The organism is Salipiger mucosus DSM 16094, from assembly GCF_000442255.1.
Lineage (GTDB): Bacteria > Pseudomonadota > Alphaproteobacteria > Rhodobacterales > Rhodobacteraceae > Salipiger > Salipiger mucosus.
This window is the reverse complement of sequence record NZ_KE557285.1, coordinates 144,236-165,091: the sequence shown is the minus strand read 5'-3', so window position 1 is coordinate 165,091 and position 20,856 is coordinate 144,236. Positions and strand designations below refer to the sequence as shown.

Genomic DNA, 20,856 nt, shown 5'->3' with positions numbered 1-20,856 from the left:
CGCCGCGCGCAGCAGCGTCAGCTCGCCCCGCAGCCCGTCCGTGCCAAGCGCCAGGCTCAGCGCCGCGCAGTCGCGCAGCACCGCCTCGGGCGCCGTCACCAGGGGCAGCGCAGCGCGCGCCCCCACGATGGCCGCGCGCACCTTCGCGTCCTCGGCCTGCCAATGCGCCATGAAACACGCGGGGTCCGTCTCGAAGGCATGCCGCCGCCGGATCACCTCGATCCGCTGCTCGATGTCGGCGGGCGAGCCCACCTCGACCGAGAGCCCGAAGCGGTCCAGCAGCTGCGGCCGCAGCTCGCCCTCCTCGGGGTTGCCCGAGCCCACCAGCACGAAGCGCGCGGCGTGGCGCACCGAGAGCCCCTCGCGCTCGACCGCGTTCACGCCGGTCTGCGCCACGTCGAGCAGCAGGTCGACGATGTGATCCTCCAGCAGGTTCACCTCGTCGATATAGAGGAACCCCCGGTTCGCCCGCGCCAGCAGCCCCGGCTCGAAGGCCTTCTCGCCCCGCGTCAGCGCCCGCTCGATATCCAGCGCGCCGGTCACGCGGTCCTCGCTCACGCCCAGCGGCAGGTCGACCACCGGCGTCGGCACCTCGATCATCCGGCCCGGGCGCGCGGGCGCCCAGTCGGGGCAGTCCTCGGGCGCGGGCGCGTTGACCGGGCAGCCCTCGACCACGGCGATCGGCGGCAGCAGCGCCGCCAGCGCCCGCACGGCCGTCGACTTGCCCGTGCCCCGGTCGCCGAAGACCAGCACGCCGCCGATGCCCGGATCGACCGCGCAGAGCACCAGCGCCAGTTTCATGTCGTCCTGACCGACGATGGCGGAAAAGGGGAAGGCTGCGCTCATGCCGCCGCCTCCGCGCCGCGCAGCGGGCTGCCCCTCGCCCATGTGCCGGCCTCCTCCAGCACGGCGAAGCGGGCGTAGAGCTCCTCGCGGAACCAGCCGCCCTCCCGCACCGCGCGCACGGCGCGGGCATGCGGGCCGTCGGCCCGGGCAAAGCGCGCCATCGAGGCGGCATCGGGCCAGACCGAGAAGGTCACCTGGTGCAGCAGCGGCACCTCTCCGATGCCGATCTTGAACAGCACCTCGCGGTTGGCGCCGATGGCTGCGCTGACACCGGGCGCCCTCCGCCAGAATCGCACTGCCTTCGCCGGGCGCAGCGTCGCCCGCGTCAGGGCCGCGACCGGCCCGCCGGCAGGCGCGGGGCCGGGACGAAAGGGCCGCACCCCCGACCAGGCCCCGCGTGCCGAGACCGGACCCAGGAACAGCGTCCAGGCCTCGCAGGCGCGGCGGCGGAACCTCTCGAAGCCGGGGCTGTCGGCCACGCGCATACGCGCCGTCGCAAGATCGGGCCAGGTCGCGAGGATGGCATAGACCGAGGTTTCGGGCAGGGGGGTGAAGCCCTCTCCGGTGCCCGAGCCGCAAAGCTTCCAGAAGCCAAGGTCCGGCGTGCGGCGCAGCGCGGGCCGGGCGAGGCCCATCAGCGCGAAGGCCCGCAGCCGGTCCATCCCGGCATGGAAGCGAAAGAGGCTGAGGCTGACCGTCTGAATGGCTCGTCTCCCTGTTCGACCACCCTGACACGGGCAGGGCCGTCCTCCAAAGGCTTTCTGTGCCTATTGTCATAATTCACGGACGGGTCTACTGTCTACATATGTTGACACATGATCCGGACCTCGCCAAGACGGCACGCGCGGGCCGCCCGCCGCACGCGGTGGTCGTGGGCGCCGGTCTCGGCGGGCTCGCGGCGGCGATGCGCCTCGGCGCGCGGGGCTACCGGGTCACGGTGCTCGACCGGCTCGACGGGCCGGGCGGGCGCGGCTCCTGCCTCTGGCGGGACGGCCACCGCTTCGACCTCGGGCCCACCATCGTCACCGTGCCGCAGGTCTTCCGCGACCTCTGGCGCGCCTGCGGGCGCGACTTCGATACCGACATCGACCTGCGACCGCTCGACCCCTTCTACCAGATCCGCTGGCCCGACGGCAGCCGCTACGCCGCCCGGCAGGACCCGGAGGCCATGCGCGCCGAGGTCGCCCGCCTCTCGCCCGGCGACCTGCGCGGCTTCGCGCGGTTCCTGCGCGACAGCGCGGCGCGCTACCGCTTCGGCTTCGAGGATCTCGGCCGCCGGCCCATGCACCGCGCCGCGGACCTGCTCAAGGTGCTGCCCCGCTTCGCCGCCCTGCGCGCCGACCGCTCGGTGTATGCCCATGTCGCGCGCCGCGTGCGCGACCCGCGCCTGCGCATGGCGCTCTCGTTCCATCCGCTCTTCATCGGCGGCGACCCGTTCCGCGTGACCTCGATGTACACGCTGGTCAGCCACCTCGAGTCCGCCTTCGGCGTGCACTACGCGATCGGCGGGGTCGCGGCGATCGCCCGCGCCATGACCCGCGTGATCGAGGGGCAGGGCGGGCTGCTGCGCTTCGGCGCAGAGGTCGACGAGATCCTCCTGCGCGAGGGCCATGCCGCCGGGGTCCGCCTGACGGGCGGCGAGATCCTCGGCGCCGACATCGTGGTCTCGAACGCCGACGCGGGGCACACCTACGACCGCCTCCTGCGCAACGCCCCGCGCCGCCGCTGGACCGCCCCGCGCCTCGCGCGGGCGCGCTGGTCGATGGGGCTCTTCGTCTGGTACTTCGGCACCCGCGGCACCCGCGATCTCTGGCCCGACGTCGGCCATCACACCATCCTCAACGGCCCGCGCTACGGCGGCCTCGTGCGCGACATCTTCCGCGAGGGGCGGCTGGCCCAGGACATGTCCCTCTACATCCACCGCCCCAGTGTGACCGAGCCCGGCGTCGCCCCCGAGGGCGGCGACAGCTTCTACGCGCTGAGCCCGGTCCCCCATCTCGGCCATGCCGATCCGGTCGACTGGGCGACGCGGGCCGAACCGTACAGAAAAGCCGTACAGGACGTACTTGAAGCCCGGCTCCTTCCGGGGCTCGGGCAGCACCTGTCGGCCAGCGAGGTCTTCACCCCCGAGACCTTCCGCGACCGCTATCTCAGCCCGCACGGCGCGGGCTTTTCCATCGAGCCGCGCATCCTGCAAAGCGCCTGGTTCCGCCCCCACAACGTGAGCGAAGAGGCCCGCGGCCTCTACCTCGTGGGCGCCGGCACCCATCCCGGCGCGGGCCTGCCCGGCGTCATCGCCAGCGCCGAGGTGCTCGAGCGGCTGGTTCCCGATCCCGTCACCGCGAGGGCCCCATGACCACACCCGCCGACATGGCCCATTGCGCCGAGGCGATCCGCCACGGCTCGCGCTCCTTTCATGCCGCCTCGGGCCTGTTGCCGCGCCGCCTGCGCGAGCCCGCGCTGGCGCTCTATGCCTTCTGCCGGCTGGCCGACGACGAGGTCGATCTCACCCCCGACGGCAAGGCCCGCGCGGTCGCGGGCCTGCGCGCGCGGCTTGACCTGTGTTACGCAGGAACGCCCCGTAACGCCCCGGAAGATCGTGCTTTTTCCGACATCATCCAGGGCTTCGGGATGCCCCGGGCGCTGCCCGAGGCATTGCTCGAGGGGCTGGCATGGGACGCCTCCGGACGGCGCTACGCCACGCTGCCCGAGCTGCGCGCCTACGCCGCGCGGGTGGCCTCTGCGGTGGGGGCGATGATGTGCGTGCTGATGCGCGTGCGCGACCCCCACGCGCTGGCCCGCGCCTGCGACCTGGGCGTCGCGATGCAGCTCACCAACATCGCCCGCGACGTGGGCGAGGACGCCCGCGAGGGCCGTCTCTACCTGCCGCTCGACTGGCTCGAAACGACGGGCCTCGACCCTGCTGCCTTCCTCGCGCAACCCGCCATGTCGCCCGAACTCGGCGCACTGGTCCAACGCCTGCTGCGCGAGGCCGACGCGCTCTACATCCGCGCCGAGGCCGGCATCCGCGCGCTTCCCCTCGACTGCCGCCCCGGCATCTTCGCCGCCCGCTACATCTACGCCGGCATCGGCACCCAGCTGCGCCGCGCGCACTGCGATCCGGTCAGCCAGCGCGCCCGCACCACGGGCGCGCAGAAGCTGGGCTGGCTCATGCAGGCCGGGCTGCGCGCAGGCCTCGCCTCGGTCATGCCGCGCTCGCCTGTGATCTACGCAAGGCCCTTGCCCGAAACGGTTTTCCTGGTCGAGGCGGCGGCGGATCGCGCCGCGCGCGGCCCCGCGCCGGGGGACGTGCTCTTCTCGGCGCTCGCCCAGATGAAGGCCCGCGACGCGGCCGAGCACGCCGCGTTGGTCGGACGCGCCGGCCGCGCTAGCTCTGCTGCATGATCTGGATCTGCTTCGCCATCTTCCTTGCCGCCTGTTTCGGCGCCGGCGCCACCGGCGGCCTCTTTCCGCCCGGCAAGTGGTACGAGGGGCTCGCCAAGCCGTCGTGGACGCCGCCCAACTGGCTCTTCCCGGTCGCCTGGACGACGCTCTACCTCTGCATGGCCGCCGCCGGGGCGCGCGTCGCGGTGGCGCCGGGCAACGGCATCGCCATGGCGCTCTGGTCGCTGCAGATCGCGCTCAACGCCTTGTGGACGCCCGTCTTTTTCGGATTGCGCCGGATGCGGCTGGGGCTGCTGGTGCTCTGCGCGCTCTGGCTCGCGGTTGCGGCGACGATGGTGGCGCTCTGGTCGGTCGACACCGTCGCGGGGCTGCTCTTCGTGCCCTACCTCGCCTGGGTTTCGGTCGCGGGCGCGCTGAACTATTCGGTGATGCGCCTCAACCCCGAAGAGGCCCGCGCCCCCGCCGAGTGAGGCGCGCTCAGTCGAAACGCCAGCGCGCCCGGCGCGGCACCCGCAGCGCCAGCATCGGCTTCAGCAGCGGCGAGCGAAAGCGCCGCAGGTCCAGCGCCTCGTGCACGCCGGTGGTCTCCTCGCCGTCGATGCAGGTCCGCACCGCCGCGCGGCAGTAGAACGGCGCGTCGAGCATCGCCTTCACCTGCCGGGGCGCATAGCCGGCATCCGCCCGCGTCTCGCGCCGCAGCGCCCAGAGGCTGCGCGGCAAGCGGGCCGGCGGCGGAGGCGTCACGGCCTCGGCCTTGCCCTCGGCATCGAAGCGAAAGCCCGCCGCCAGACGGCTGCCGTCGCGCCGCCGCGCGTCGTAGAAACAGGTCGCGCCGCCGCCCGTGGGGAAGCGGCCCCAGGTCCAGTCGGTGAAGTCGCGCTCCAGCGCGCGAGTGCCGAAATTGGCGTCGAAATAGCCGTGCCCGGACCAGTGCCAGCCTGCCGCTTCCAGCGCGACCTCGATACTGCAGGACGGGGCGAAGGGCCGCCAGACATGCGCGCCGTCGGGCGTGAGCGGCAGCTCGACCCCGGAAATCGCCTTTGGTGTCAGCACGATGTGCCCGCGCAACCGGCCGAAGAGGGGCGGCGCGCCGCGCTCGTCGATCTCGATCTCCAGCCTGTCGCCGCGCCAGTGCATGGACGAAGGGCCCACGGTCAACGCGTCGCGGCTCTGCCGCAGGGCGCCGCGTCCACGGTCGGTCATGGCAAAGCGCCCGCCGGGTCCGTAGGTGGCGACGTTCAGGCAGACATGGTTCTCGGGCGCGCGCCGGCCGGACCAGGCGTACCAGGGCGAAAAGACCGACCCTATGAAGCCGATGACGCTGACGGCCCGCGCCCCGTCGTGGCTGAGCCCGTCGACGTACCACCAGGCGTAGCCGTCGGGCGGGACGGCAAGCGAGAAGTCCGGTCGCTCAAGATCGCCTCGGCCGCGTGCCGGGCGGAGAGCGCCGCCATCGGCAGGCCCGCCCCCGGGTGCGTCCCCCCGCCCGCGAGGTAGAGCCCCGGCAGCGCCGTCCGCGCCGTCGGGCGCCGGAACGCCGCCATCAGGCCATGCGGGCTTTGCCCGTAGAGCGCGCCCTCCGAGTGCGGGAAGAGCCGCGCGAAGCCCTCGGGCGTGGTCAGCGCCGCGTCCGGTGGATGCGGTGTCAGCTGCAGGCCGAAGCCCGCGAGGGTTCCGAAGATCCGGGTCCGGCATTGGGCGGGCTCCTCTGCTGGGGCGCCTGTCGTGAGGGGCGGGGCGTTGGCGATGATCTCGAAGCGCTCGAGGCCCTCGGGCGCGTCACCCTCGGCGCGGTCCATGGCGCAGAGGTAGAGCGTTGGCCGGGGCGCGCGTTCGCCCCGCGCCAGGGCCGCGAACTCCGTCGCCGGATCGTCGCGGAAAAAGACGTTGTGATGCGCAAGCTCCGGTCCCTCGGCCCGCGCGGCGAAGGCCCAGACATCGGCCGAGAGGCTGCGCGGCGCGGCGCGAGTTTGCGGCGCGAGCAGCGCGGCCTCTGACCCCAGCGCCCCCATTGCCAATGCGCGGGGATCGCCGTTGAAGAGCACCGCCTCGGCCGCGATGCGCTCGCCCGTCTCCAGGACGACGCCGGAGGCGGCGCCGTCGCGCGTCTCGATCCGGGCGACGTGGGCGCCGTAGTGAAAGACCGCGCCGCGCGCCTCGGCCAGCCCGGCCAGCACGATGGCCAGCCGGTGCAGTCCGCCGCGAAGCGTCCAGACGCCCGAGGCCTCGGCGTGCCAGATCAGCGCAATCAGCGCGGGGCTGTGAGCAGGCGTGCCGCCGACATAGGTGGCGTAGCGCCCGAAAAGCTGCGCGAGGCGGGGATCGCTGAAGCTGCGCTGCAGGAGCCGTGCGAGGCTCGAGAGCGGTGCCATCGCCGGGATCAGGCCCGGCGCGCGCGCCATGCGGGTGGCGACCGCTGGCAGGCTCGGGCGTTGCGCCTGCATGACCGGCGCGTCGAAGGCCTCGAAGAGCCGCCGGGCCCGTCGGTCGAAGGCGGCGAACTCGCGCGCGGCGCGGGCTCCTGCGAAAGTCTGGATCGCGCGTCGCGTGGCGCCCGCGTCTGCGTGCAGGTCCAGTCTGCTTCCGTCCGGCCAGAAGTGGCGCGCCAGCACCTCCTGGGGCACCAGCTCGACATGATCCTCCAGCCGCTCGCCGAGCGCGGCGAAGAGCGCGTCGAAGACACTGCGCAGGGTCAACACTGTCGGGCCGGCGTCGACCGGCCCGGCTGCGGAGGGCAGGGCGCGCAGCTTGCCGCCCGGCTTGGCGTGGCGTTCGAGAACGGTCACCGCGCAGCCCGCCTGCGCCAGCCGCGCGGCGGCGGCGAGCCCGGCGATGCCCGCCCCGACGATCGCGACGCGATCGCCCCGTCGCATTGGCTGTGGCCCGGCTGTCATGTCGCAATTCTTGACTCGCGGGCGGCAATTGTCCAGTTTGATTTACACATGTCGCGTATCGGTATCGTGACACATCCGCAGCGAGGACACCGCCATGGCCATCAGGGAACGCATCGAGGCCTCGATTGCCGGGGCGCTGGAGGTCTCGCGCGACGGTCCCGCGCCACCGCGGCTGGCCGAGGCGCTGCGCTATGCCGTGCTGCCCGGCGGGGCGCGGATCCGGCCGACCATCCTGCTCTCGGTGGCCACCGCCTGCGGCGACGACCGCCCGGCGCTGGCCGATGCCGCGGCGGCGGCGCTCGAGCTGATCCACTGCGCGAGCCTCGTGCATGACGATTTGCCGTGTTTCGACGACGCCGACCTGCGGCGGGGCAAGCCCTCGGTCCACGCGGCCTATTCGCAGCCGCTGGCGGTGCTGACGGGCGATAGCCTCATCATCCTCGCCCACGAGGTGCTGGCACGGGCGGGCGACGATCTGCGCGCCCTGCGGCTGATCCGGGCGCTGACCCGGCGCACCGGCATGCCGCACGGCATCTGCGCCGGGCAGGGCTGGGAGAGCGAGCCCGAGATCGACCTCGTTGCCTACCACCGGTCCAAGACCGCCGCGCTCTTCATCGCGGCGACCGAGATGGGGGCCATCGCGGCAGGCCACGAGGAGGAGGCCTGGCACGACCTCGGGGCGCTCATCGGCGAGGCCTTCCAGGTGGCCGACGACCTGCGTGATGCCCTGATGGACGCCGACACGCTGGGCAAGCCCGTGGGGCAGGACGCGCTGCACGACCGGCCGAGCGCCGTGTCCGAGCTGGGCGTCGAGGGCGCCTTCGCGCGGCTCGACGACATCCTCGCGGGGGCCATCGCCTCGATCCCGTCCTGCCCGGGCGAGGCCGCGCTGGCGCGGCTCGTGCATCTTCAGGCGGACCTCATCGTGCCCAAGGCGCGCGCGGGCTCACGGGCCTGAGGCGGCGCCGGTGTCCGGGGCGCCGCTCATGGGCCGGGCCTGGCCGCTGCGCTGGGACCGGCTGGTCGCCGACAGCCGCTTCCAGGCGCTGGCCGCGCGGCTGCCCTTCGGCCGCAGCCTGGCGCGGCGCGACGGCCGGGCGATCTTCGACATCCTTCAGGGCTTCGTCGCGGCGCAGGTGCTGGGCGCGCTGGTCGAGACCGGCCTGCTGCGCCGGCTGCTCGCAGCCCCGGCGCGCGCCGATGCGCTGGCGCTGGCCATCGGACTGCCGCCCGAGCGGGTCGAGATCCTGCTGCGCGCGGGCGTGGCCCTGCGTCTGCTCAAGCGCCGTCGTGACGGGCGCCACGCGCTGGCGCGGCGGGGCGCGGCGATCCTCGGCGTGCCGGGCCTCGAGGCCATGATCGCGCACAACCGGGCCTTCTACGCCGACATGGCCGACCCCGTGGCGCTGCTGCGCGGGCCGGAGGAGACGGAGCTTTCGCGCTTCTGGCCCTATGTCCTGTCTGGCGGCGATGGCGTGGGACGCGAGAGCGCCGAGCGCTACTCGGATCTCATGGCGCAGTCGCAGGTGCTGGTGGCGCAGGACACGCTGCGGCAGGCGCCGCTGGCGCGGCTGCGTTGCCTGATGGACGTGGGCGGCGGCTCGGGCGCCTTCCTGTCCGAAGTGTTGCGCGCGCGTCCGGGCCTGTCGGCGATGCTCGTGGATCTGCCCGAGGTGATTCCCGCCGCCCGGGCGCGGCTGGCGCGGGCGGGGATCGCGGATCGCGTCACCCTCTGCCCGCAGAGCTTTCGCGACGGTCCGCTGCCAAGGGGCGCCGATGCCATCAGCCTCGTGCGGGTGCTCTACGACCACGACGACGCGAGCGTGCGGGCGCTGCTCGCGCGCTGCTTTGCGGCGCTGCCGCCGGGCGGGCGCCTGATCGTCTCCGAACCCATGTCCGGCGGCGACCGGCCCGACCCGGCGACCGACGTCTATTTCGCCTTCTATACCATGGCGATGGGCACCGGGTGCACGCGGTCGGCGACGCGCATTTCGGAGATGTGCCGGGAGGCCGGCTTCACGCGCCTGCGCCGCCCCCGGCCGCAGCGGTCTTTCGTCACTTCGGTGGTCACGGCTGTCAAGCCGGACTGACGTTGTCTGCGACGTTTTGTGTAAACATAGATTGACATAGATCAATGTCCGCCTAAACTGACAGCTGAGGAATTCCCGGCAAACGACCGGGAGGGAGGCGATCATGCAAACCCGCGCTGTGGTGCTGAACGGTCCAGGAGAGCTGGTGCTGACCGACCTCGGCCTGACCGCGCCGGACGCGGGCGATGTCGTGGTCGAGACCCGGCATTCCGGCATCTCCACCGGCACCGAAAAGCTGTTCTGGACCGGCCGCATGCCGCCCTTTCCCGGCATGGGCTACCCGCTGGTGCCCGGCTATGAGGCGGCGGGCGAGGTTGTCGAGGCCGGGGCGGAGAGCGGCCTGCGCCCCGGGGATCATGTCTTCGTGCCCGGCGCCAACTGCTACGAGGGCGCCTTCGGGCTCTTCGGCGGTGCCGCCGGGCGGCTGGTCACCCCGGCCGCGCGCGTCGTGCGCATCGATCGCGGGCTGGGCGCCGAGGGCGCGTTGCTGGCGCTGGCGGCCACCGCGCGTCACGCCATGGCGGGGCTCGACCGCGCCATGCCCGAGCTGATCGTGGGCCACGGCACCATGGGCCGCCTGCTGGCCCGGCTGACCGTGGCCGCCGGCGCACCGCCGCCCACCGTCTGGGAGAGCGCGGCCTCCCGCCGGAGCGGGGCGCAGGGCTATGACGTGATCGCCCCCGAGGACGACCCGCGCCGCGACTACGCCGCGATCTACGACGCCACGGGCGATGCTGGCCTGCTCGACATCCTGATCGGCCGGCTTTGCAAGGGCGGCGAGATCGTGCTGGCGGGCTTCTACCCCGAGGGCGTGCGCTTTGCCTATCCGCCCGCCTTCATGGCCGAGGCGCGACTGCGCGTCACGGCGGAATGGACCCGCGACGACCTGCTGGTGACCGCGGCCCTGGTCGAGAGCGGCGCGCTCTCGCTGGGCGGGCTCATCACCCACGAGGCCCCCGCCGCGAACGCGGCCACGGCCTACGCCCGGGCCTTCGGCGATCCCGAATGCCTGAAAATGGTTCTGAACTGGAAGGAAGCGGCATGAAGGACGACGTCCCCGATCTCAAGGACTTCGACCAGCGTCTGCGCGACGAGGCGAGCGAGGATCTCGCCGATCTCGTGACCGAGGAGCCGACGAAGAAGACCCAGATCATCGCGATCTACGGCAAGGGCGGTATCGGCAAGTCCTTCACGCTGGCCAACCTCAGCCACATGATGGCCGAGCAGGGCAAGCGCGTGCTGCTGATCGGCTGCGATCCGAAATCCGACACGACCTCGCTGCTGTTCGGCGGGAAGGCCTGCCCGACGATCATCGAGACCTCGACGAAGAAGAACCTCGCGGGTGAGCAGGTCGCCATCGGCGACGTCTGCTTCAAGCGCGGCGGCGTCTTCGCGATGGAGCTGGGCGGCCCCGAGGTGGGGCGCGGCTGCGGCGGACGCGGCATCATCCATGGCTTCGAGCTGCTGGAGAAGCTGGGCTTCCACGACTGGGATTTCGACTACGTTCTGCTGGATTTCCTGGGCGACGTGGTCTGCGGCGGCTTCGGCCTGCCGATCGCGCGGGACATGGCGCAGAAGGTGATCCTCGTCGGCTCGAACGACCTGCAGTCGCTCTACGTGGCGAACAACGTCTGCTCGGCGGTGGAGTATTTCCGCAGGCTTGGCGGCAATGTCGGCGTCGCGGGGCTGGTCATCAACAAGGACGACGGCTCGGGCGAGGCGCAGGCCTTTGCCGAGGCGGTGGACATTCCCGTGCTGGCCGCCATCCCGCAGGACGACGACCTGCGCAAGAAGTCCGCCAACTACCAGATCGTCGGCACCGCCGAGAGCCCTTGGGGCGAGCTGTTCGCCGGGCTGGCCGAGGCGGTCTCGGGAGCGCCGCCGGTGCGCCCGGCGCCGCTGGACCAGGACGGGCTGCTGGGGCTCTTCGACGGTTCCGATACCGGCGAAGGCGTGGTGCTGGAGCCCGCGACGGATGCCGACATGCGCGGCAAGTACGCGGTCGCCAAGGAGAGCCTGGAGGTGATCTATGACGACGCCTGAGCGCATCTTCCTCCTGGCCGCCGGGCAGGGGGCGACATGAGCGGCGAGGTCACATACGACGGCGCCGCCGGGGCCGAGGTCATCCGGGGCGAGCCGGCTTCCGAGGGACCGGCCCCGCAGGGCAGCGCGTCGGGTGGCTGCCACTCGGGCGCCGAGATGGAGAAGGCCGCGCGCATGGCCGGCCGGTCGGAGCTGCTGGAGCAATACGCCGCCGACTATCCGCAGGGCCCGCACGACAAGCCGCAGAGCATGTGCCCCGCCTTCGGCAGCCTCCGCGTGGGGTTGCGCATGAAGCGGGTGGCGACGGTGCTCTCCGGCTCGGCCTGCTGCGTCTACGGGCTGACCTTCGTGTCGCACTTCTACGGTGCGCGGCGCTCGGTGGGCTACGTGCCCTTCAACTCCGAGACGCTGGTCACCGGCAAGCTCTTCGAGGACATCCGCGCGGCGGTGCACGAGCTGGCCGACCCCGATCGTTTCGACGCTGTGGTGGTGACGAACCTCTGCGTGCCGACCGCCTCGGGCGTGCCGCTGCGGTTGCTGCCCGACGAGATCGACGGCGTGCGCGTCATCGGCATCGACGTGCCGGGCTTCGGCGTGCCGACCCATGCCGAGGCCAAGGACGTGCTGGCCGGCGCCATGCTGAGCTATGCCCGCAAGGAGGTGGCTGCGGGCCCGGTGCCGGCGCCCGAGAGCCGGGTGACCGACCGTCCGACCGTCGCCCTGCTGGGCGAGATGTTCCCTGCCGACCCGGTGATGATCGGCCAGATGCTGGCGCCCATGGGGCTCGCGGCCGGGCCGGTGGTGCCCTGCCGGGAGTGGCGCGAGCTCTACGCCGCCCTCGACTGCGGCGCAGTGGCGGCGATCCATCCGTTCTACACCTCGGCCATCCGCGAATTCGAGGCGGCGGGCCGGAGCGTGCTGGGGTCGGGGCCCGTGGGGGTCGAGGGCACGGAGGCCTGGTTGGCCGGGATCGGCGCGGCCTTCGGGCTGCCCGCGGACAAGGTGGCGGCGGCGCAGAACGCGGTGCTGCCCGCAATCCGGGGCGCGCTGGCGGCGGCGCCGATCGAGGGGCGCATCACGCTTTCGGGCTACGAAGGCAGCGAGCTTCTGGTCGCGCGCCTGCTGATCGAGAGCGGCGCCGAGGTGCCCTACGTCGGCACCGCCTGTCCCCGCACGCCCTGGTCAGAGGCCGACGCCGACTGGCTGCGCGCGCATGGCGCGACCGTGCGCTTCCGCGCCTCGCTGGAAGACGACTGCGCCGCGATGGAGGCGCTGGAGCCGGACCTTGCCATCGGCACGACGCCGGTGGTGCAGAAGGCCAAGGAACGCGGCACGCCGGCGCTCTATTTCACCAACCTGATCTCGGCGCGGCCGCTCATGGGGCCCGCCGGCGCGGGCAGCCTGGGCGAGGTGGTGCGCGCCGCCATCGCCGGGAAGGACCGCATGGACCGCATGCGCGCCTTCTTCGAGGGCGTGGGCGCCGATGAGACCGCCGGCGTCTGGGAGGGTGCCCCGAAGCTGCGGCCGGACTTCCGCGCGCTGAATCTCAAGAAGCTGGAAAAGAAGCGCCGCGCCGACAAGGCCGGGGAGATGATCTGATGGCGGGGTGCGGCGCATATGTCCGGACCGGCCCGCGTGCCGCCCTGCGGGCGGCGGGCGCCGGTGGCGCCCGATTGGATATTTGGAGCCAGAAGAAGCTCCGGGGGCGGGCGCCATGCTGATCCAGGACCATGACCGGGCCGGGGGCTACTGGGGGGCGGTCTATGCCTTCTGCGCGGTGAAGGGCCTGCAGGTCGTCATCGACGGGCCCGTCGGCTGCGAGAACCTGCCGGTGACCTCGGTGCTGCACTACACCGACGCCTTGCCGCCGCACGAGCTGCCCATCGTGGTGACGGGACTTGGCGAGGAGGAGCTGGGCCGCGACGGCACCGAGGGCGCGATGAAGCGCGCCTGGGAGGCGCTGGACCCGGCGCTGCCGGCGGTGGTGGTGACCGGCTCGATCGCCGAGATGATCGGCGGGGGCGTGACGCCGCAAGGCACCTCGATCCAGCGTTTCCTGCCGCGCACCATCGACGAGGACCAGTGGCAGGCGGCCGACCGGGCGATGACCTGGCTCTTCACCGAGTTCGGCATGACCAAGGGACGGATGCCGAAGGAGGCGAAGCGCGAGGAGGGCGCGCGGCCGCGGGTCAACATCCTCGGGCCGATGTACGGCACCTTCAACATGCCCTCGGACCTGGCCGAGATCCGGCGGCTGGTCGAGGGGATCGGCGCCGAGGTCAACATGGTCATGCCGCTGGGCGCGCATCTCGCCGAGATGCGGGGCCTCGTGAACGCGGACGTCAATATCTGCATGTACCGCGAGTTCGGGCGGGGGCTCTGCGAGGTGCTGGAGAAACCCTACCTGCAGGCGCCGATCGGGATCGAGTCGACCACGCTGTTCCTGCGCACGCTGGGCGGGCTTCTTGGGCTCGACCCCGAGCCCTTCATCGAGCGCGAGAAGCACTCGACGATCAAGCCGGTCTGGGATCTGTGGCGCTCGGTCACGCAGGACTTCTTCGCCACCGCCAGCTTCGGGATCGTCGCGAACGAGACCTACGCGCGCGGCATCCGGTATTTCCTTGAGGGCGACCTGGGGCTGCCCTGCGCCTTCGCGGTGGCGCGCGTGGCGGGGCGCAAGACCGACAACGACGAGGTGCGCGGGCTGATCGCGCGGCACCGGCCGCTGATCCTAATGGGCTCGGTCAACGAGAAGATGTACCTCGCCGAGGCCGGCGGCGGGCACGGGCCGAGGCCGGCCTTCATACCCGCGAGTTTCCCCGGCGCCGCGATCCGGCGCGCCACGGGCACGCCGATGATGGGCTACGCCGGCGCGACATGGCTGCTGCAGGAGGTCTGCAACGGCATGTTCGACGCGCTGTTCCACATCCTGCCGCTGGGCGCCGAGATGGACGCGGGCGCGGCCACCCCCACGCCGATGCGGCGCGATTTTCCCTGGGACGCCGATGCGAGCGCCGCGCTCGACCGGATCATCGCGCGGCACCCGGTGCTGACCCGGATTTCCGCGGCAAGAACCCTGCGCGAGGCCGCCGAGGCGGCGGCGCTGCGGCAGGGCGCGGATCGCGTCGTCCTGGAGACGGTGCAGGCGCTTTCGCCCGAGGTGGCGACGAACGAGGAGGAAGGCTGACAATGACCGACATGGCATCAAACCCGCCGCCGAGGCGCCGTCACGGGCGCCGGCGCGGGGCGGAATTCGCGCTCTACTTCACGCTGATCTTCCTGCTGGCGCTGCCGGCGGCCTGCTTCGGCTGGGCGCGCGACGTCATCCGTCGGCGGACGCTCAACATGCTCGGGCCGCTCGCGCGGGCCTGGGCGGAGGCGGATCGCATGACGCCCGTGATCTTCTCGGTCTGAGCCCCGCGGGGCCAGCACCGGGATACCGGCTGCCTAGCCCGAAAGGGCAGGCGGATGCCCGAGGGCCCGTGCGAGCGGACCCGACGGACCCGGCCGCGGGGCACGCGGCGTCAGCGTAACGTTCCGGAGGAAAGTTCATGGCTGATAATACCGACCTGTCCTTCACAGGTCTCACCGACGAGCAGGCCCAGGAGCTGCACTCCGTCTACATGAGCGGCCTCTGGCTGTTCGTGGCGGTGGCAGTGGTCGCGCATCTCGCGACCTACATCTGGGCTCCCTGGTTCTGAGGAAGGATCGCACATGTCCAAGTTCTACAAGATCTGGCTCATCTTCGATCCGCGTCGCGTCTTCGTCGCGCAGGGCGTCTTTCTCTTCCTTCTGGCCGTGATGATCCACCTGGTGGTTCTGTCCAACGGCGTGAACTGGTTCGAGAATGCCGCCCAATCGCGTGCGATGGCGGACGAGTGATCCGGGGCCCCGTGCTCTGACACCATCGCTGCGGGCGGGTCCGCCCGCCCGCGGCCACCATGACGATCACACGCCGGCCGGCCGGGCCCATGCCCCGCCGCCGACCGGCCGGGAGGCTGGAACCATGGCGCTACTCAGTTTCGAACGAAAATACCGGGTCCGCGGAGGAACGCTGATCGGCGGCGATCTCTTCGACTTCTGGGTCGGGCCCTTCTACGTCGGATTCTTCGGGGTCACGACGATCTTCTTCGCCGCGCTGGGCACGATCCTCATCCTGTGGGGCGCGGCACACCAGGGGACCTGGAACCCCTGGCTCATCAACATCGCGCCGCCGGACCTGTCCTACGGCCTTGGCGCGGCACCGTTGATGGAGGGCGGGCTCTGGCAGGTCATCACGATCTGCGCCACCGGCGCCTTCATCAGCTGGGCCCTGCGTGAGGTCGAGATCTGCCGCAAGCTGGGGATCGGCTACCACGTGCCCTTCGCCTTCGGCTTCGCGATCCTGGCCTATGTCACGCTGGTCATCTTCCGGCCGCTGCTGATGGGGGCCTGGGGCTACGGCTTTCCCTACGGGATCTTCAGCCACCTCGACTGGGTCAGCAACACCGGCTACGCCTACCTGCACTTCCACTACAACCCGGCGCACATGCTGGCGGTCTCGCTGTTCTTCGCGACCTGCCTCGCGCTGGCGCTTCACGGCGGGCTGATCCTGAGCGCGGCCAACCCCGAGAAGGGGGAGGCGATGAAGACGCCCGACCACGAGGACACCTTCTTCCGCGACTTCATCGGCTACTCGATCGGCACGCTGGGCATCCACCGGCTGGGCTTCCTGCTCGCGATCAACGCCGTGTTCTTTTCCGCCGTCTGCATCATCATCTCGGGCCCCGTCTGGACCAAGGGCTGGCCCGAGTGGTGGAACTGGTGGCTCGACCTGCCGATCTGGCCGTGAAGGGGGACTGACCGATGGCCGAATATCTCAACATCTTCACGCAGGTGCAGGTCCAGGGAGCCCCGGAGACGGGCATGGACGACCACGGCACCCTCACCGAGGAACGCATCTTCCAGCCCGGCTTCAGCCGGCTGATCGGATGGCTCGGCAACGCGCAGCTCGGGCCGATCTACCTGGGCTGGACGGGCATGGTGTCGGTGGCGACCTTCATCCTGTGCCTCAACATCATCGGGCTCAACATGCTGGCGCAGGTGGACTGGAACATCGCCGAGTTCCTGCGGCAGGGCTTCTGGCTCGCGCTCGAACCGCCCAGCCCCGAGTACGGGCTGACCATCCCGCCGCTTCAGGACGGGGGGTGGTACATCATCGCCTCGTTCCTTCTGCTGGTCAGTGTCATGAGCTGGTGGGCGCGGACCTACCTGCTCGCGCAGGAGCACCGGATGGGCAAGCACGTCTTCTGGGCCTTCGGCTCGGCGATCTGGCTCTTCCTGGTGCTGGGGCTCTTCCGGCCGATCCTGATGGGCTCGTGGTCCGAGGCGGTGCCCTACGGCATCTTCCCGCACCTCGATTGGACCACGGCATTCTCGATCCGCTACGGCAACCTCTACTACAACCCGTTCCACTGCCTCTCGATCGTTTTCCTCTACGGCTCCTGCCTGCTCTTCGCGATGCACGGGGCGACGATTCTGGCCGTCAGCCGCTTCGGCGGAGACCGCGAGCTCGAGCAGATCGTCGACCGGGGCACCGCCTCGGAGCGGGCGGCGCTCTTCTGGCGCTGGACCATGGGCTTCAACGCCACGATGGAGGGCATCCACCGCTGGGCCTGGTGGTTCGCGGTCCTCACGCCGATCACCGGCGGGATCGGCATCCTGCTGACCGGCACGGTCGTCGACAACTGGTTCATCTGGGCGCAGGACCACAACTTCGCGCCGATGTACGACGGCTCCTACGGCTACGAGAGCTACGGCTCCTACGAGGCCTTCATCGGACAGGGGGACTGAGCGATGTTCGACTGGTTTGGCAAATGGAACCGCGAGAACCCGGTGGATGTCGAACGTCCGGCGATCCTCTTCGGGGTGGTGGGCGTGGCGGTGGTGGCGGCGACGGCGCTGGTCGCGCTGGGCCAGCCCTGGGCCACCGACAGCCTGCAGACCGGCCCGCGCGGCACCGGCATGATGGTGACCGAGTTCGAGGCCGATCTCGCCACCCCCGATCCCACCATCGAGGCGATCTTTCCCGATCCGCCCTATCCGCCCGAGGAGGGCGAGGAGCTGGCCGGTGACATCTATCAGAACGTCCAGGTGCTGGGCGGGCTGACGGATGCCAACTTCAACCGGGTCATGGGGGCCATGACGCGCTGGGTGGCGCCCGAGCAGGGCTGCGCCTACTGCCACGGCGACGGCGGCCCCGAGACCTACGGCGAGGATGCGCTCTACACCAAGGTTGTCGCGCGGCGGATGCTGCAGATGACGCAGAGCATCAACGAGGGCTGGGACGGGCACGTCAACGCCAACAAGCAGGTCGGCGTGACCTGTTACACCTGCCACCGGGGCCAGAACGTGCCCAGCGACATCTGGTTCATCAACACGCCCACCGTGCAGGCGGCCGAGGGCTGGGCGGCGGTGCAGAACCGCGTGACGCCGCTCAGCAGCTACACCTCGCTGCCGTCCGATGCGCTCGAGGCCTACCTGCTCGATGACCAGGTGATCGGCGTGCACGATCTCGACAGCCGGGTCGCCGGTGTGCCGGGACAGGACGGCTATGCCTCGATCCAGAAGGCCGAGCGCACCTACGGGCTGATGAACTACGTCGCCAACTCGCTGGGGGTGAACTGCACCTTCTGCCACAACACCCGCGCTTTCTACGACGGGGCGCAGGTGACGCCGCAGTGGAGCACCGAGAGCCTCGGCATCCAGATGGTGCGCGAGATCAACAACGACCACCTGCTGCCGCTCAAGGACCAGCTCCCGCCGGAGCGCCTGGGCCCTCAGCACGCGGACATGCCCAAGGTCGGCTGCCGCACCTGCCACAAGGGCTACCAGCAGCCGCTGCAGGGCACCAACGTGATCGGCGACTGGCCGGAACTGGCCACGACCGGCACGCCCGACTACGGCAGCGGCGAAGACGCGCTCTCGCAGTGAGCCAACCGGCCGGGCGCGCCACCGCGCCCGGCCGCGCATCGCGCCTGCCGCGGCCATCCCCGTCGCGGGCGGCGCCAGAGCCAGCCGGAAGGGGGCAGCGATGACACAGACCCGTACCGACACGCCGTTTCTTGACCGGATCGCCGGACCCGCCGACCTTCGGCGCCTCGGCGATCGCGAGCTTGCCGCGCTGGCGCGCGAACTGCGCTCCGAGCTGATCTCGGTCGTCTCCGAGACCGGCGGGCACCTGGGCTCCTCGCTGGGGGTGGTCGAGCTGACCGTCGCGCTGCACGCGGTCTTCAACACGCCTATGGACAAGCTGATCTGGGACGTGGGCCACCAGTGCTACCCGCACAAGATCCTCACCGGGCGGCGCGACCGGATGCGCACGCTGCGCAAGAAAGGCGGACTCTCCGGCTTCACCAAGCGCGCGGAAAGCGCCTTCGACCCCTTCGGTGCGGCACATTCCTCGACTTCGATCAGCGCGGCTCTGGGCTTTGCCGTGGGCCGCGACATGGGGCAGGCCACGGGCGATGCCATCGCGGTGATCGGCGACGGCGCGATCAGCGCGGGCATGGCCTACGAGGCGCTCAACAACGCGGGCGCCGAGGGGCGGCGGCTCTTCGTGATCCTCAACGACAACGAGATGAGCATCGCGCCGCCCGTGGGCGCCATGTCGGCCTACCTCGGACGGCTCTACCGGCAGGCGCCCTTCGCGCGGCTGGCCGAGGCCGCCGAGTCCGCCATGCCCGCACCGATGCGCGAGGGCGCGCGGCGGGCGCGGCAGCTGGTCCGGGGGATGCCCGGCGCGGGCACGCTCTTCGAGGAACTGGGCTTTGACTACGTGGGGCCGATCGACGGGCACGACATGGGCCAGCTCCTGCCGGTGCTGCGCGCGGCGCGGGCGCGGGCGACGGGGCCGGTGCTGATCCACTGCTGCACGGTCAAGGGCAAGGGCTATGCCCCGGCCGAGAAGAGCGCCGACAAGTACCACGGCGTGTCGACCTTCGACGTGACGACCGGCGCGCAGGCCAAGAAGGCGGGCGGGCCGCCGAGCTACACCTCGGTCTTCGGCAAGGCGCTGACCGAGGAGGCCGCGCGCGATCCCGACATCGTGGCGGTGACGGCGGCCATGCCCGCGGGCACCGGCGTCAGCGTCATGGCCGAGCGGTTCCCCGCGCGGGTCTTCGACGTGGGTATCGCCGAGCAGCATGGCGTGACCTTCGCCGCCGGCATGGCGGCCAGCGGGCTCAAGCCCTTCTGCGCGATCTATTCGACCTTCCTGCAGCGCGGTTTCGACCAGGTGGTGCATGACGTGGCGATCCAGGGCCTGCCGGTGCGCTTCGCCATCGATCGCGCCGGGCTGGTGGGCGCCGACGGCGTGACCCACGCGGGCGCCTACGACGTGGCCTACCTGACCTGCCTGCCGGGCTTCACCGTCATGGCGGCCGCAGACGAGGCCGAACTCACGCACATGGTCGCGACCGCCGCCGCGCATGACGCGGGGCCCATCGCGTTCCGCTACCCGCGCGGGGCCGGGACCGGTGTCGCGCTGCCCGAGCGCGGCGAGGTGCTGCAGATCGGCCGCGGCCGCGTGCTGCAGGAGGGCGAGGACGTGGCGCTCCTGTCCTTTGGCGCGCAGCTGGCCGAGTGCCTTGCCGCGGCCAAGGCGCTGGAAGACGAGGGGCTCTCGGTCACTGTCGCGGATGCGCGTTTCGCCAAGCCGCTGGACACCGGGCTGGTTCTGCGGCTGGCGCGGCGGCACCGGGCGCTGGTCACGGTCGAGCAGGGGGCCGAGGGCGGCTTCGGCTCGGTTGTGATGCACGCGCTGGCGCGGGGCGGGGCCTTCGACCGGGGGCTGGCGCTGCGCACCATGTGCCTGCCGGACCGCTTCATCCAGCAGGCCTCGCCGGCCGAGATGTATGCCGACGCGGGCCTGACCGCCGCCGACATCGCCGCCACCGCGCGCGGGGCGCTCGGCATCGCCGACACGCAAACGGTCGTCCCGATCCCCCTGGCGCGCTGAGCCGCCGCACTTCCCTCCCGGGATCGGACGGCAAGGGGGCCGCGCCCGGGCGCGGCCCCTTGCAGTTGCGCGGCGGTGCGTCCGGTCAGCTGCCGCCGTCGGGCCCGACCGAGACGAGATAGGCCCAGATGTCCGGCGCCTGCTCGGCGTTGCGCAGGCGGAAGGTCATCTTGCCTCGCGCCGAGCCGTCGCCGGTGTAGTCCTGCAGGAAGCCGCTCGGGCCCTGCACGTAGGGGGTGAAGTCCTCGAGGTTCCACATGAGTCCCTGTTCGCCCGCGGCGACCATGTCATCGGAATAGTTGAAGCCCTCGACCGTGCCGGCCTGTCGGCCGTCGACTCCGTAAAGATTGGGGCCCACCTGGCCGCCCTTGACGATCGCCTCGCCGTCGGGGCCCAGGATCGAGTGGCAGGACCGGCACTGCCGGAAGTCGCGCTCGCCGGCGTCGGGATCGCCCGCGTCCTGCGCCAGCGCCGCGGACGCCAGCAGGCACAGGCCCAGCCCGGAAAGGCCGGATATCGGTAATTTCATGGTGCTCTCCATTTTTCGCGTGGTCGCGGCCGGGCGCCGCGCGCGGCGCGG

21 protein-coding genes are annotated in these 20,856 nt (G+C 71.5%); 16 read left to right on the top strand and 5 right to left on the bottom strand.

The window, feature by feature from the left end; genetic code table 11:
- Both SALMUC_RS25040 and crtA read right to left on the bottom strand, forming a co-directional pair.
- Positions 1 to 846: magnesium chelatase ATPase subunit I (locus tag SALMUC_RS25040; RefSeq protein WP_037372922.1), on the bottom strand; the 846-nt coding region annotated here is incomplete at its 3' end.
- The gene (crtA, locus tag SALMUC_RS25035; protein WP_037372907.1) at positions 843 to 1,550 is read right to left on the bottom strand and encodes a spheroidene monooxygenase; all 708 of its coding nucleotides are present in this window, start codon (positions 1,548 to 1,550) and stop codon (positions 843 to 845) included. The genes crtA and SALMUC_RS25040, both read right to left, overlap by 4 nt.
- Positions 1,551 to 1,651: 101 nt before the next feature.
- On the opposite strand from crtA, the gene SALMUC_RS25030 reads away from it, so the two are divergent.
- The 3 genes from SALMUC_RS25030 to tspO are packed head-to-tail and all read left to right on the top strand — an operon-like array spanning position 1,652 to position 4,721.
- Entirely contained in the window at positions 1,652 to 3,202 is a 1,551-nt protein-coding gene (locus tag SALMUC_RS25030; protein WP_020042482.1) for a phytoene desaturase, read from the top strand.
- On the top strand, positions 3,199 to 4,251 hold the full coding sequence (gene crtB, locus SALMUC_RS25025) for a 15-cis-phytoene synthase (RefSeq protein WP_020042483.1): 1,053 nt from the start codon (positions 3,199 to 3,201) through the stop codon (positions 4,249 to 4,251). Before SALMUC_RS25030 ends, crtB begins: the two co-directional genes overlap by 4 nt.
- Positions 4,248 to 4,721, top strand: a complete 474-nt coding sequence (gene tspO, locus SALMUC_RS25020; protein ID WP_020042484.1) for a tryptophan-rich sensory protein TspO — start codon at positions 4,248 to 4,250, stop codon at positions 4,719 to 4,721. The genes crtB and tspO overlap by 4 nt, the downstream gene beginning before the upstream one ends.
- Positions 4,722 to 4,728: 7 nt before the next feature.
- Here tspO and crtC read toward each other — a convergent pair whose 3' ends face one another.
- Together crtC and crtD are read right to left on the bottom strand one after the other, a co-directional pair.
- Positions 4,729 to 5,568, bottom strand: coding sequence for a carotenoid 1,2-hydratase (gene crtC / locus SALMUC_RS25015; RefSeq protein ID WP_084514086.1), 840 nt, complete (start codon positions 5,566 to 5,568; stop codon positions 4,729 to 4,731).
- The gene (gene crtD, locus SALMUC_RS25010; protein ID WP_020042486.1) at positions 5,556 to 7,124 is read right to left on the bottom strand and encodes a 1-hydroxycarotenoid 3,4-desaturase CrtD; all 1,569 of its coding nucleotides are present in this window, start codon (positions 7,122 to 7,124) and stop codon (positions 5,556 to 5,558) included. The genes crtC and crtD overlap by 13 nt, the downstream gene beginning before the upstream one ends.
- Positions 7,125 to 7,239: 115 nt before the next feature.
- Here crtD and SALMUC_RS25005 point away from each other — a divergent pair, with 115 nt between their 5' ends.
- The 13 genes from SALMUC_RS25005 (at position 7,240) to dxs (ending at position 20,276) form a co-directional block, all read left to right on the top strand.
- The gene (locus tag SALMUC_RS25005; protein WP_020042487.1) at positions 7,240 to 8,103 is read left to right on the top strand and encodes a polyprenyl synthetase family protein; all 864 of its coding nucleotides are present in this window, start codon (positions 7,240 to 7,242) and stop codon (positions 8,101 to 8,103) included.
- A 28-nt stretch (positions 8,104 to 8,131) separates the two neighbouring features.
- Complete coding sequence (locus SALMUC_RS25000) at positions 8,132 to 9,235, top strand: methyltransferase (RefSeq protein ID WP_020042488.1); 1,104 nt, start codon at positions 8,132 to 8,134, stop codon at positions 9,233 to 9,235.
- 103 nt (positions 9,236 to 9,338) lie between these two features.
- Positions 9,339 to 10,280, top strand: a complete 942-nt coding sequence (gene bchC / locus SALMUC_RS24995; RefSeq protein ID WP_020042489.1) for a chlorophyll synthesis pathway protein BchC — start codon at positions 9,339 to 9,341, stop codon at positions 10,278 to 10,280.
- The gene (locus SALMUC_RS24990; RefSeq protein WP_020042490.1) at positions 10,277 to 11,278 is read left to right on the top strand and encodes a chlorophyllide a reductase iron protein subunit X; all 1,002 of its coding nucleotides are present in this window, start codon (positions 10,277 to 10,279) and stop codon (positions 11,276 to 11,278) included. The genes bchC and SALMUC_RS24990 overlap by 4 nt, the downstream gene beginning before the upstream one ends.
- Before the next feature lie 36 nt (positions 11,279 to 11,314).
- A complete protein-coding gene (gene bchY / locus SALMUC_RS24985) occupies positions 11,315 to 12,877 on the top strand; it encodes a chlorophyllide a reductase subunit Y (RefSeq protein ID WP_020042491.1) in 1,563 nt (520 codons plus the stop codon).
- 115 nt (positions 12,878 to 12,992) lie between these two features.
- Positions 12,993 to 14,465 (top strand): chlorophyllide a reductase subunit Z, encoded by a 1,473-nt coding sequence (gene bchZ, locus SALMUC_RS24980; protein WP_020042492.1) that lies wholly within the window; start codon positions 12,993 to 12,995, stop codon positions 14,463 to 14,465.
- 2 nt (positions 14,466 to 14,467) lie between these two features.
- Positions 14,468 to 14,692 carry a cytochrome PufQ gene (gene pufQ / locus SALMUC_RS24975; protein ID WP_020042493.1) on the top strand — a complete coding sequence of 75 codons (225 nt, stop codon included), beginning with the start codon at positions 14,468 to 14,470 and terminating at the stop codon, positions 14,690 to 14,692.
- 137 nt (positions 14,693 to 14,829) lie between these two features.
- Positions 14,830 to 14,979 carry a light-harvesting antenna LH1, beta subunit gene (gene pufB, locus SALMUC_RS24970; protein WP_020042494.1) on the top strand — a complete coding sequence of 50 codons (150 nt, stop codon included), beginning with the start codon at positions 14,830 to 14,832 and terminating at the stop codon, positions 14,977 to 14,979.
- Positions 14,980 to 14,992: 13 nt separating this feature from the next.
- Complete coding sequence (gene pufA / locus SALMUC_RS24965) at positions 14,993 to 15,160, top strand: light-harvesting antenna LH1, alpha subunit (RefSeq protein WP_020042495.1); 168 nt, start codon at positions 14,993 to 14,995, stop codon at positions 15,158 to 15,160.
- A gap of 124 nt (positions 15,161 to 15,284) precedes the next feature.
- Positions 15,285 to 16,109 (top strand): photosynthetic reaction center subunit L, encoded by an 825-nt coding sequence (pufL, locus tag SALMUC_RS24960; protein WP_020042496.1) that lies wholly within the window; start codon positions 15,285 to 15,287, stop codon positions 16,107 to 16,109.
- A gap of 14 nt (positions 16,110 to 16,123) precedes the next feature.
- Positions 16,124 to 17,110, top strand: coding sequence for a photosynthetic reaction center subunit M (gene pufM / locus SALMUC_RS24955; RefSeq protein ID WP_020042497.1), 987 nt, complete (start codon positions 16,124 to 16,126; stop codon positions 17,108 to 17,110).
- Positions 17,111 to 17,113: 3 nt separating this feature from the next.
- On the top strand, positions 17,114 to 18,250 hold the full coding sequence (gene pufC, locus SALMUC_RS24950; protein WP_020042498.1) for a photosynthetic reaction center cytochrome PufC: 1,137 nt from the start codon (positions 17,114 to 17,116) through the stop codon (positions 18,248 to 18,250).
- A gap of 100 nt (positions 18,251 to 18,350) precedes the next feature.
- Entirely contained in the window at positions 18,351 to 20,276 is a 1,926-nt protein-coding gene (dxs, locus tag SALMUC_RS24945; protein WP_020042499.1) for a 1-deoxy-D-xylulose-5-phosphate synthase, read from the top strand.
- Positions 20,277 to 20,361: 85 nt separating this feature from the next.
- Here the strand turns inward: dxs and SALMUC_RS24940 are convergent, their stop codons facing one another.
- Positions 20,362 to 20,805 carry a c-type cytochrome gene (locus tag SALMUC_RS24940; protein ID WP_020042500.1) on the bottom strand — a complete coding sequence of 148 codons (444 nt, stop codon included), beginning with the start codon at positions 20,803 to 20,805 and terminating at the stop codon, positions 20,362 to 20,364.
- Between the last annotated feature and the right edge of the window lie 51 nt (positions 20,806 to 20,856).

Coding starts and splice junctions, on each gene's coding strand:
- SALMUC_RS24940 (WP_020042500.1), bottom strand. CDS start 20,805: ATGAAATTACCGATATCCGGCCTTTCCGGGCTGGGCCTGTGCCTGCTG.
- SALMUC_RS25030 (WP_020042482.1), top strand. CDS start 1,652: ATGTTGACACATGATCCGGACCTCGCCAAGACGGCACGCGCGGGCCGC.
- crtD (WP_020042486.1), bottom strand. CDS start 7,124: ATGCGACGGGGCGATCGCGTCGCGATCGTCGGGGCGGGCATCGCCGGG.
- pufQ (WP_020042493.1), top strand. CDS start 14,468: ATGACCGACATGGCATCAAACCCGCCGCCGAGGCGCCGTCACGGGCGC.
- bchC (WP_020042489.1), top strand. CDS start 9,339: ATGCAAACCCGCGCTGTGGTGCTGAACGGTCCAGGAGAGCTGGTGCTG.
- bchY (WP_020042491.1), top strand. CDS start 11,315: ATGAGCGGCGAGGTCACATACGACGGCGCCGCCGGGGCCGAGGTCATC.
- dxs (WP_020042499.1), top strand. CDS start 18,351: ATGACACAGACCCGTACCGACACGCCGTTTCTTGACCGGATCGCCGGA.
- pufM (WP_020042497.1), top strand. CDS start 16,124: ATGGCCGAATATCTCAACATCTTCACGCAGGTGCAGGTCCAGGGAGCC.
- bchZ (WP_020042492.1), top strand. CDS start 12,993: ATGCTGATCCAGGACCATGACCGGGCCGGGGGCTACTGGGGGGCGGTC.
- pufB (WP_020042494.1), top strand. CDS start 14,830: ATGGCTGATAATACCGACCTGTCCTTCACAGGTCTCACCGACGAGCAG.
- SALMUC_RS25005 (WP_020042487.1), top strand. CDS start 7,240: ATGGCCATCAGGGAACGCATCGAGGCCTCGATTGCCGGGGCGCTGGAG.
- tspO (WP_020042484.1), top strand. CDS start 4,248: ATGATCTGGATCTGCTTCGCCATCTTCCTTGCCGCCTGTTTCGGCGCC.
- SALMUC_RS25000 (WP_020042488.1), top strand. CDS start 8,132: ATGGGCCGGGCCTGGCCGCTGCGCTGGGACCGGCTGGTCGCCGACAGC.
- pufA (WP_020042495.1), top strand. CDS start 14,993: ATGTCCAAGTTCTACAAGATCTGGCTCATCTTCGATCCGCGTCGCGTC.
- SALMUC_RS24990 (WP_020042490.1), top strand. CDS start 10,277: ATGAAGGACGACGTCCCCGATCTCAAGGACTTCGACCAGCGTCTGCGC.
- pufL (WP_020042496.1), top strand. CDS start 15,285: ATGGCGCTACTCAGTTTCGAACGAAAATACCGGGTCCGCGGAGGAACG.
- crtB (WP_020042483.1), top strand. CDS start 3,199: ATGACCACACCCGCCGACATGGCCCATTGCGCCGAGGCGATCCGCCAC.
- pufC (WP_020042498.1), top strand. CDS start 17,114: ATGTTCGACTGGTTTGGCAAATGGAACCGCGAGAACCCGGTGGATGTC.